At 64.9% G+C, this 10,936-nt stretch carries 7 protein-coding genes; 5 read left to right on the top strand and 2 right to left on the bottom strand.

All coding sequences use genetic code 11. The annotated features are described in order from the left end of the window. Together ACFTZB_RS17910 and gabT are read right to left on the bottom strand one after the other, a co-directional pair. The coding region (locus tag ACFTZB_RS17910) for an aldehyde dehydrogenase family protein (protein WP_378433308.1) at positions 1-613 on the bottom strand (613 nt) is incomplete at its 3' end. A 31-nt stretch (positions 614-644) separates the two neighbouring features. Beyond that, on the bottom strand, positions 645-2,003 hold the full coding sequence (gene gabT, locus ACFTZB_RS17905; protein WP_378433307.1) for a 4-aminobutyrate--2-oxoglutarate transaminase: 1,359 nt from the start codon (positions 2,001-2,003) through the stop codon (positions 645-647). Between the two features lie 164 nt (positions 2,004-2,167). Between gabT and ACFTZB_RS17900 the strand changes: the two genes are divergently transcribed. The 5 genes from ACFTZB_RS17900 to ACFTZB_RS17880 all read left to right on the top strand — a co-directional run bounded on the left by ACFTZB_RS17900 (position 2,168) and on the right by ACFTZB_RS17880 (position 10,915). Next, entirely contained in the window at positions 2,168-5,353 is a 3,186-nt protein-coding gene (locus ACFTZB_RS17900) for an NAD-glutamate dehydrogenase domain-containing protein (RefSeq protein ID WP_378433306.1), read from the top strand. Positions 5,354-5,501: 148 nt separating this feature from the next. Then, a complete protein-coding gene (locus ACFTZB_RS17895; protein WP_378433305.1) occupies positions 5,502-6,365 on the top strand; it encodes an FAD binding domain-containing protein in 864 nt (287 codons plus the stop codon). Further along, a complete protein-coding gene (locus ACFTZB_RS17890) occupies positions 6,362-6,865 on the top strand; it encodes a (2Fe-2S)-binding protein (protein WP_378433304.1) in 504 nt (167 codons plus the stop codon). Before ACFTZB_RS17895 ends, ACFTZB_RS17890 begins: the two co-directional genes overlap by 4 nt. Continuing rightward, positions 6,862-9,312 carry a xanthine dehydrogenase family protein molybdopterin-binding subunit gene (locus ACFTZB_RS17885; RefSeq protein WP_378433303.1) on the top strand — a complete coding sequence of 817 codons (2,451 nt, stop codon included), beginning with the start codon at positions 6,862-6,864 and terminating at the stop codon, positions 9,310-9,312. The genes ACFTZB_RS17890 and ACFTZB_RS17885 overlap by 4 nt, the downstream gene beginning before the upstream one ends. A gap of 133 nt (positions 9,313-9,445) precedes the next feature. After that, positions 9,446-10,915: an APC family permease gene (locus ACFTZB_RS17880; RefSeq protein ID WP_378433302.1), complete on the top strand. Its 1,470-nt coding sequence runs from the start codon at positions 9,446-9,448 to the stop codon at positions 10,913-10,915. Positions 10,916-10,936: the final 21 nt, after the last annotated feature.

Here is a 10,936-nt window from a genome sequence, read left to right as displayed (position 1 = left end):
CCAGGTTCAGCACACCGTGAGGCAGGCCCGCGTCGGTGAGGGCTTGAGCCAGGCGCATCGCCAGCAGCGGCACGGTGCTGGCCGGTTTCCAGACCACGGTGTTGCCGTAGGTCAGGGCCGGGGCGATCTTCCACGCCGGGATGGCGATCGGGAAGTTGAAGGGGGTGATCACACCCACCACGCCAATGGGTTTGCGGGTGACCAGGATGCGTTCACCTCGTCGTGGCGAGGAGAACACCTCGCCTGCGTCGCGGTCGGCGTCGTTGCCGTAGTAGCGCAGGATCTGGGCCGCTCGCAGTACCTCGCCGATGCCTTCGGTCTTGGTTTTGCCTTCTTCGCGGGCGAGTTCGGTGCCCCAGTCTTGGGCTGCGTTCTCCACGATTCCCGCGGCACGGACGAGGATCGCGCCACGCTCGTGCGCGGGGGTGCGCGCCCACTCTCGCTTGACCCGTTGGGCTGCCGCGATGGCCCCGTCGAGTGCCGCGGTGTCGGCCAGACGCCCCTGGGCGACGACGACGTCCGGCTCGGCCGGGCTGGTGCTGACGACGGTATCGCCGGCGCCGGCGAGCCATAGTCCGTCAACGAGGTGGTGCAGGTGCGCGGGTGTGCTCATGAGGGGGTCGTCCTTCTTCGGGTGCGGGGTGCTACAGAGCGGCGAATGCTTCGCGGAGGACCGAGAAGCCTTCCACCAGGAGTTCGTCCGAGATCGACAGCGGGGGCAGGAAGCGCAGGACGTTGCCGAGGGTGCCCGCGGTGAGGGTGAGCAGGCCGTGGGTGAGGCAGTAGCGGTTGATCGCGGCGACGGCCTCGCGGTTGGGGGTCTTGGTGCCGGGCTGGACGAGTTCGATCGCTACCATGGCGCCGCGCCCGCGGATGTCTCCGATGATGTCGGTCTGAGCGGCGATGTCGCGCAGTTCGCGGAACATGATGTCGCCGATGGTCTGTGCCCGCTCGAGCAGGCCGTCTTTCTCGATGGTCTCGAACACCCCGAGCGCCGCCTCGCAGGCGGCGGGGTTGCCGCTGTAGGTGCCGCCGATCCCGCCGGCGTGCGCGGTGTCCATGATGTCGGCGCGACCGGTGACCGCGGCGAGCGGCATCCCGCCGGCCAGTCCTTTCGCGGTCACGATCAGGTCGGGCACGACGCCCTCGTGCTCGGAGGCGAACCACGTCCCGGTGCGCGCGATGCCGGCCTGCACCTCGTCGGCGACGAATACGATGCCGCGGTCGCGGCAGAAGTCGGCGATGCGCCGCAGGAATCCCTCGGCCGGGACGATGAATCCGCCCTCACCCTGGATCGGTTCGACCACGACGCAGGCCACCGCGTCGGCGCCGATCTGGGAATCGACGAGGATCTCGAACTGGGTGAACGCCTCGTCGGCCGCGTTCTCGGCGCCGCTCGGCCACCGGTAGGGGTAGGCCATCGGGGCGCGGTACACCTCGGGGGCGAAGGGGCCGAAGGTGCTCTTGTAGGGCTGGTTCTTCGCCGTCATCGTCATGGTCATCAGGGTGCGCCCGTGGAAGGCGTGATCGAAGGTGACCACCGCGGGCCGGCCGGTGGCGGCCCGTGCGTATTTGACGGCGTTCTCCACCGCCTCGCTGCCGGTGTTGAACAGCGCGGTGCGCTTGTCGTGATCGCCGGGGGTGAGTCGGTTGAGCGCCTCGGCGACCGCGATGTACGGCTCGTACGGGGTGGCGAGGAAACAGGTGTGGGTGTACTTCGCGAGCTGGCGGGACGCCCGCTCGACCACCCGCGGGGCGGCGTTACCGACGGTGGTCACGGCGATACCGCTGCCGAAATCGATGAACGAGTTGCCGTCGACGTCGACGAGGACTCCGCCACCGGCGGCCGCGGTGTAGATCCCGGCACCGCTGGTCAACCCCGCCGGCAGGGCGGCGGATCGGCGGGCGGCGAGTTCCTGGGAGCGGGGTCCGGGTACCTCGGTGACGATGCGGCGTACCTGCTCGAGCTGCGGTCCGCCGACGGGTGTGTGCACAGCAGTCATGTCGTGTCCTCCAGTCGGGTCACCGAGGACTGTATGAGCTTCGGATCGCCACATATATGGCACTGAGGTACAAGAGATGACAAATCTATGGCCGGTTCGTCTAACTCGTTTCTTCGCGGTTCCGCACACACTTGTTGACAAGGACCACTCGGGAGGAAGCTGTGATGGGCAAGGCCGCCGCGCCGACAGACCACATGTCATCACCGTTGGCTACGGACCTGCACGACGCCGTGATTCGGCTCGTCCTCGCCAACGCACACGGCGTGGACGTCCCGCGCATGAACTTTCTGTCCGGAACGAGGAGCGACCGTGTCGAGGCGATAATCCTCTGGCCGGGGACGAGCCCGCTGCTGGCCGACGTCGCCATGGTGTTCGAGCACTTCGGATTGCGTGTCGCTGATCGGGAGACGTTACCGCTTCCCGAAGATCTGTCCGGCCACGAGACCCTGCACAAGTTCACTTTTCAGACGCCGCAGGCGTGGCGCGGCCGATCGCTGAGCCTGGTGTCGGACGCATTCGAAGCACATACACTATACGGGTTCGAGATCGATGACTACGCGAAGCTGATCGTCACGGCCGGGCTGTCCTGGCGGGATATCGTTCTCGTCCGTGCCGCGAGCCGTTTCGTCCGCCAGGCCGGCCTCGGGCTGTCCGAGAGCTATGTCATCGACACCCTCCTGCGGCACGCCGAGTTCGCCGAATCGCTCGTTCGCTACTTCGAGGTGCGGTTCGATCCTGAACTCGGCGAACGTAATTCGGTAGTCGCCGACGCTATTACTACCGTGCACGAACACCTGGATGCGGCAACGACGTTGGACGAAGACCGAATCATGCGGTCGCTGGAGTCTTTCGTCACCGCATGCCTACGGACGAACTGGTACCAACCCGACGCCACCGGCACACCGAAGCCCTACGCCTCGTTCAAGCTCGACTCGAGCAAACTCGCGCTCACCGGACCGGTTGTCCCCTATCGGGAGATCTACGTCTACGCCAACGACGTCGAGGGCATCCACCTGCGCAGTGGCGCGGTCGCACGCGGAGGACTGCGGTTCTCCGACCGCCCCGAAGACTACCGCACCGAGGTCCTGGGCCTGATGAAGACCCAGACGGTCAAGAACTCCCCGATCATCCCAGTCGGAGCGAAGGGTGCCTTCGTCCGCAAGAACCCGGATATCACTCCTGCAGAATCGTATTCGACGTTCATCCAGGGTCTGCTGGATGTCACCGACAACATCGTCGACGGTCGGACCGTTGCCCCGGAACGCACTGTCACCTACGACGGCCCGGACACCTACCTGGTGGTGGCCGCCGACAAAGGGACGGCGTCGTTCTCGGATCTGGCCAACAACATAGCCCTCGACGCCGGGTACTGGCTCGGTGACGCGTTCGCCTCCGGCGGCTCGAGTGGGTACGACCACAAGGCGATGGGTATCACCGCCCGCGGCGCGTGGGTCTCGGTGCGCCGGCACTTCGACGAGATCGGCGTGGACGTCGACGCCGATCCCATCTCTGTCGTCGGTATCGGCGACATGTCCGGTGACGTGTTCGGGAACGGAATGCTGTTGTCGGAGTCACTCAAGCTGGTCGCAGCGTTCGACCATCGGCACATCTTCCTCGACCCCGACCCTGATCCGGTCATCTCGTTCGCCGAACGCACACGCCTGTTCGCGCTTCCGGGATCCACGTGGGATCACTACAATCGCAGCGCCCTGTCCGCCGGTGCCGGAATCTGGCCGCGCACAGCCAAATCGATCTCACTCTCACCACAGGCCCAGGAACTGCTCGGTCTGCAGCAGAACCTGATTTCGCCGAACGAGCTGATCAAGGCAATCCTGACCGCCCCCGTCGACCTGCTGTGGAACGGCGGAATTGGCACGTATGTCAAAGCATCGACGGAAACTCACGCCGACGCGGCCGATCCGGCCAACGATTCGGTGCGAGTGGGTGCCGCCCAGCTGCGTGCCTCGGTGATCGGAGAGGGCGGAAACCTCGGACTCACCCAACGGGCCCGCATCGAATACGCGCTCGGCGGCGGCCGAATCAATGCGGACTTCATCGACAACGCCGCCGGCGTCGCCACATCAGACCTCGAGGTCAATCTCAAGATCGCACTCGACGTCGCCGTGCACAGCGGGCGAATCGACCAGGACGAACGCAACACCCTCTTGGCCGCCTCCCGCCCCGACGTCGCCGACGCGGTGCTCCGCAACAGCGAAAGCCAAACGCTCGCAATCAGCCTCGCCGCCTCCCAGGCTTCGAGATTGCTGAACCGTCACGAACGACTCATCGACAACCTCGAACACAACAACGGCATCAACCGGACTACCGAGGTGCTGCCGACCAAGAAGGAATTGGTATCGCGGACGCAGGCCGGTCTCGGCCTCACCTGCCCCGAGATCGCGGTCCTACTCGCCCAGTCGAAGAACGTCGTGCAACAGGACCTGCTCGAATCCGCTGTTCCCGACGAACCGGTCTTCGCCTCCGCCTTGACCTCGTACTTCCCGTCGCGAATCCGCAACCACCTCCACGAGGAGATCCGGCACCACCGCCTGGCACGGGAGATCGTGGCAACGAAGATCGCCGACGACCTGATCAACCATGTCGGCCCCGGCCTGATCTATCAACTCGAGGAACGTCTCGGCGTCAAGACACCGGCGGTCGCGCAGGCCTACGCCGTTGTCCGGGCCGTCTTCGACATCGACGAGCTGTGGACGGACGCCGAACGGCGCACCGACATCACCCCAGTCGAGCGTTGGAACCTTCTGCACACCCTCCAGCACTTCATCGAGCACACCGCATCCTGGATTCTGCGGCACCGGCCGGCCCCACTCGACGTCATCGAGGAGATCGCTCGGTACCGTCCCGGCGTCCGCGAGTTGGTCGCCGGTCGTCCCCGCCCGACCACGATCGCGGAGACCACGGAGCGACTTCGGTTCCTCGCCGAGGCCTTCGCCCTGATCGAGACCGCCCGGCGGCGTGGTTGCCCGGTCGAGACCGCCGCGGCCGCTCACACCCGCGTCGACACCATGCTGGAACTGAAGTGGTTGACCAGCCGCTTCGAAGACCACGTCACCATGAACTGGTGGGATGCGATGGCCGCAGCGACCGTGCGCGACGATCTGGCCGAGCGGCATCATGCGCTGGTCGGGGAGATACTCGATCTTGATACTGGGGGCCAGGACCAGATACGTACGTGGCAGGACCGCACTGCGGACGCCATCCACCGATTTTCAGGAATGATCGCCGAACTCCGCCGTGACGGCGTGGTCGACGTCTCCCGCGCCTGCACCGTCGGCGCCGAGCTGAGATTGCTCGTGAAAAGTACCAGGGAAGACAGGCTGCCCGGCTGAATGTACGCACCGCCGCCCGCGGACGTGCGTCGATGCCAGGTCGACCTACCTCACCTGACAAAGAATCGGTTGCGATTGTCAGTCCTCGTCACAAGTCGGGAGGGCGACGTTTCGGCACAGTACTGGGGGAGGACGATTGAAGGAGGAGATGAGCGCAGTGAAGCTTCCCCCGTTACAGTATGTGGCCCCGCGTTCGCTTGCGCAGGCGTGCGATCTGCTGGCTGCCGACGAAGATGCGAAGGTCTTGGCGGGGGGACAGAGCCTGATGCCGTTGCTGGCGATCAGGCTTTCCTCGCCATCGACCCTGATCGATCTAGCGCACGTACCGGACCTGGTGGGCGTGGACGAGGCCGGCTCGTACGTGCACATCCGGGCGATGACCACCCACCAACAGGTCATCACGTCTCCGATCGTCCGTGAGCATCTGCCGTTCGTAGCGGAGGCGGGTGCGCACATCGCGCACGCGCAGATCCGCTCACGCGGGACGCTGGGCGGATCGATCGCCCACGGCGACGGGGCTGCGGAGTGGCCCTTGACGGTCCTGACGCTCGACGCGATGGTCGAGGTCGAGAGCGTTCGTGGTCGGCGCACCATCGAGTCCGATGACCTCTTAGTGGGCCCGTACATGACGTCGATCGCACCCGACGAGGTCGTCACCGACGTGTGGATCCCGAAGAAAACCGAGGGCTGGAGTTTCCAAGAGATCGCGCGCCGAGCCGGCGACTATGGTTTGGCGCTGGTGGGTGTGTCGACGGAAACCGGTCCAGACGGAAAGTGCGCCGCGGCCCGCGTCACGGTGGGCGCGGCCGCCGGAACAGTGCAGCGGGTGCCGGCTGCCGAAGACTCGGTGGTCGGGAATGTCCTGGACGAGCACACTGCGCGCCGTGCGGGAGAAGCTGCGCGGGAGTCGTTGAGCTTCATCTCCGACATCCACGGCTCGAGCAACTACCGAGGACACCTCGTTCAAACACTGGTAACACGCGCTCTCATCGAGGCAGGAGCTCGCCGATGATTTCGAACGAACAACCGAGTGACGTGGTCACCGTCTCCATGACGGTGAACGGCCGATCAACCGAGGGGAAGGCGAAGGCCCGTGAGACACTCGCGGACTATCTTCGTGACGAACTCGGTTTGACGGGAACGAAACTCGGCTGCGAGCACGGAGTGTGTGGCGCGTGCACGATCCTGGTGGACGACAAACCGGCGCGGGCCTGCCTGATGCTCGCAGGGCAAGGCGACGGGCGCGAGGTGCGAACCGTCGAGGGACTCGCCACCGGTATCCGTCTGAACGAGCTGCAACAGTCGTTCCGCAAACACCACGGGCTTCAGTGTGGTTTCTGTACCGCCGGCTTCCTGATGTCAGCGACCGCTCTGCTGGCGGAGAATCCGAATCCGTCAGAGGACGAGGTCGTCGATGCTTTGTCGGGAAACATCTGCCGCTGCACCGGCTATCAGACGATCGTGCAGGCCGTTCTCGATGTCGCCGGCACCACGCCCAAGGAAGAGTCATGAAGTTTCAGCACCACGAGTCGCCGCCGATCACCCGGAAACTGATCGGGCAGCGAGTACTGCGCAGTGAGGACGTTCGGCTCGTGACCGGCCGGGGCCACTATCTGGCGGACATCTCGCTTCCCGGCCAGCTTCACGCCGCATTTGTCCGGTCCCCGGCAGCGCACGCGCGTATCGCCGCTATCGATCTGAGCGAAGCGGTGGCGGTGCCGGGTGTGCATCTCGTGTGGACCGGCCACGACGTCGAAGAATTCTGTTCCGGGATCGAGGCTCAGTTCACAGCCGAAGGCTGTGAACTGATCACGATGCCCCTGATGGCGCGCGATGTGGTCCGCTACGTCGGCGAGCCGATCGCTGTCGTGATCGCAGACTCGCGGGCGATAGCAGAAGACGCCTGTGATCTGGTATCCATCGACTTCGACGATCTCGAGGTCGTCCTTGACCCCCGCGTGTCCATCCAGGGAGGATCCGTCGCGAACGGGCAGCGCCCGGACAACGTCGGCCTCCGCGGTAGGGCAACCTTCGGTGACGTCGACACGGCGTTCGACACCGCCGAGCACGTCGTGTCGGCTCTGTTCCACCCTGGCCGGGTCTCGGCGTCACCCATGGAGACGCGCGGCTGTCTGGCCTCGTTCGACTGGTCGACGCAGAAGTTGAAGCTGTGGACCTCGACCCAGATGCCGCACTACGTGAAGCTGTGCCTCGGGCTCTATCTCGGTTTCTCGGAGGCCCGGTGCGAGGTTCTCTCACCCGACACGGGCGGCGGGTTCGGACAGAAAGCGCATATCTACCCTGAAGAACTCATCATGCCCCTCGTGTCCCGAGAACTCGGTACCCCGGTGAAGTGGGTCGAGGATCGCCGCGAGAACCTTCTCGCGGGCGCGCACGCTCACGAGCAGTACGTCACGATCTCCTACGCACTCGATGCGAACGGTCGCATCTCTGCGGTGCGAACCCACGCGCTGGTCGACGGCGGCGCCTACCATGCACCGCCACAGACGATGGCGGTCGAATCCTGGTGCACGGCAGCCGTCACACCGACAGGCGTGTACGACATTCCCGCCGCCGAGTACGTCTACGAAGGGGCGGTGACGAACAAGTGCCCGGTGGGGGCCTACCGCGGCGTCGGGTACATGGCGGGAACACTCGCGCGCGAATGTTTGATCGATGCGGCCGCACGCACACTGGGACTGTCGCCGTTCGAGATTCGCCGTCGGAATGTCGTTCGCGACTTCCCCTGGGTCAACCCGCAAGGGATCGCCTACGAGGAAGGGTCCTGGGCGCGCTGCATCGACAAGCTCGAGGAGATGGTCGACTATCCGGCGTTCCTCGAGCGGCAGGCGGAGGCGCGCGAGAGGGGGGTGTACCTGGGTCTCGGAATCAGTGTGTTCGTCGAGAGCAGCGGCGAGAGCACCGGGATGATTCAGGCACACGGCATGAACGAGACCTATCACGACACAGCCACCGTCAAGATGGACCCAACCGGCTCGGTACTGGTGACGACCGGCATCAATTCTCAAGGGCAGGGCCAGGAAACGACCATCGCGCAGATCGCATCGGATGTCCTGGGAGTTCCGTTCGAGGCGATCACCGTCGATGCCGGCACCTCCACGAAAGGTGCCTACGGCAGTGGCACTGTCGGGAGCCGCGGCGCGGTCATCGCCGGCGGCTGCGTGAACAGGGCCGCCGCCGAGGTCAGAGAACAGCTGATCAGCGTCGCGGCGCACATGCTGGGCGTTGCAAGAGAAGACATCGAGTTGTCCGATGGTCAAGTCACGAGCAAGAGCGATCCAGAAGCCAAGATGGAGATCGCCGACGTGGCGATGGCTGCCCACTACGACTCCAACGCGTGGCCGGATGGGTTCGACACGCGCCTCGAAGCGACCCGCGCCTGGGATACCTCTCGTCCCATGTTCTCCAACGGCGGACACGCGATGATCGTCGAACTCGACCCCGAAACCGGCATCGTCAATGTCGAACGGGTGTACTCCGTCGAAGATTGCGGAGTCATGATCAATCCCATGATCGTCGAAGGGCAGATCCGAGGCGGCGTAGTCCAGGGCATCGGCCTGAGTCTTCTGGAACAGTTGGTGTACGACAACGCCGGTAACCTCACCACGACATCGTTCCTCGACTATCAGGTACCGACGATGGATGTCTCGCCACCCTTCGAAATCCAGCACCTCGAAACGCCGTCCGCGATCTCGGCCGCGGGCATCAAGGGAATGGGAGAATCGGGGTTGATCGCCGCTCCCGCCGCCGTACTCAACGCGGTCAACGACGCACTGTCCGCGTTCGGTGCCACACTTCACGAACTCCCGGCGACTCCGGAGCGGGTCTTCAACGCAATCCAGGGCATCACCACACCCGAGGACCCCCAACCGTGGAGGCAACTGTGGGATCGGGCGGGCATCGCCGCCGCGGACCCCGGTGACGCCACCGTCGTGTAATCGATTCGGTACGAGATCTATTCGGGGGACGCCGGGCCTCCCGCCGGGCGAAGCTGCGGATCCACTGCGACCACAGTCCCGTCTCCCGCACGTCACGAGCACGGCAGTGCAACTACCCCACCGAGGATGACACATGGAAAACCCTGAAACGCAGATCAAGTCGCGCTCTGGCGTTCCGCCGGCCACTGTTTCGTCCGACATGCCGGAGCGGCACCTCGACCAAGGGCATCTGTCCGGACTGCAGGCCGGCGGATTGGCTGTCGCGACATTCGGCCCCGGAGTCGGGATCGTCACCGTCCCCGCGTTCACCTGGATGGTGGCCGGGTCCGGGTCCTGGCTCTCCGTACTGCTCGCAGTCCTGGGCACCAGCCTCGTCGGAATCTCGATTGTGCTGTTCGCCCGCCGCTCCGTGGGTACCGGATCGCTGTATTCGTACATAGGCGAGAGCTTCAAACCCTGGGCGCGGATCGTCACGGCCTCTGGAGTCGTCGTCGGATACGTCTTCGCGGTCGCGGGACTTCTCGCGGGGACCGGAACCTATCTGGTCAGCTTCCTCGTGTCTGAAGGAGTTGTCGGTGACGCCGGCGACGGCGTGTACATCGCCACATATGTCATCAGCGCGGCCATCGCGGCGGTGTTCGCCATCCGGGGACTGGATGCGTCGGTTCGCGTGAGTGTGAGCCTTGCACTGATCTCGGTTCCGGTCGCCGTCGTCGTATTGGTGGGGGCGATCAGGAACACCGGAATCGACCTCACATCGCAACTCTCCCTCAGCGGCTCCAGCTTCGGGGGAGTCACACAGGGCGTCGCGACAGCTGCCGCCTTCCTTGTCATGTTCGAGAGCAGCGCCGCGCTCGCCGCCGAGACACGCTCACCGCGAAAGACCATTCCGCGGGTCGTCATGGCAGTACCGCTCGGTCTCGGCACGATCTTCGCGCTGGCCACCGTCGTTCAGTATGCGGCGCTGAACGCACTGCCCGCAGAGGCGCTCGTCAACGCGTCTCCTCCCGCCGCACTCGCACGGGCGGCAGGGTTCGACTTTCTCGCGGAAGTCGCCGACCTCGTTGTCGCCCTGGGTCTCTTCGTCGCGATCGTGGGCTTCTTCAACTATGCACCACGCGTGGCGATGACCATTGCCAACGAGGGGCTTCTGCCCCGTGGTCTTGCCGCCGTCCATCCCCGTTTTCGGACTCCTGCGCGCGCGATCGGCGCCTTGGCCGTTGTCGCGGCTGCGCTTCCGTCGGCCTTCCTCGCCTGGAGCGACGAATCGGCATTGACAGTGAACGTGGTTGTCACCACGCTGGTCACCTACTTCTGGGTGGTGCCGTATCTACTGGTCAGCCTGGCCGGCGCCCGGCTAGTCCTCCGCGAACGACGCCTTCCTTGGTTGTTACTGCCCGCGATCGCCCTCGGCGCGGTGATCATCGTGTGGATTCTGGTCGCCGGGATCGCCAACACGCGACCGGACATTCTGGGGATGTCGGTCTGGATTGCGGTCAGCATCTATTTCGCTGTCACCATCGGGTTCTATATAGCTTCTCGTCGAAACCCGTTGTTCTCCAATGGTGAAAGCGGGAATCTGCAAGAAATGCACGACGCGTAGTTCAACGAGAGGGAGGCCGGG

This window comes from Rhodococcus sp. NPDC057014 (genome assembly GCF_042673295.1).
GTDB lineage: Bacteria > Actinomycetota > Actinomycetes > Mycobacteriales > Mycobacteriaceae > Rhodococcus_F.
This window is presented reverse-complemented; position numbering and strand designations above follow the sequence as displayed.

Coding starts and splice junctions, on each gene's coding strand:
- ACFTZB_RS17890 (WP_378433304.1), top strand. CDS start 6,362: ATGATTTCGAACGAACAACCGAGTGACGTGGTCACCGTCTCCATGACG.
- ACFTZB_RS17895 (WP_378433305.1), top strand. CDS start 5,502: ATGAGCGCAGTGAAGCTTCCCCCGTTACAGTATGTGGCCCCGCGTTCG.
- ACFTZB_RS17900 (WP_378433306.1), top strand. CDS start 2,168: ATGGGCAAGGCCGCCGCGCCGACAGACCACATGTCATCACCGTTGGCT.
- ACFTZB_RS17880 (WP_378433302.1), top strand. CDS start 9,446: ATGGAAAACCCTGAAACGCAGATCAAGTCGCGCTCTGGCGTTCCGCCG.
- gabT (WP_378433307.1), bottom strand. CDS start 2,003: ATGACTGCTGTGCACACACCCGTCGGCGGACCGCAGCTCGAGCAGGTA.
- ACFTZB_RS17885 (WP_378433303.1), top strand. CDS start 6,862: ATGAAGTTTCAGCACCACGAGTCGCCGCCGATCACCCGGAAACTGATC.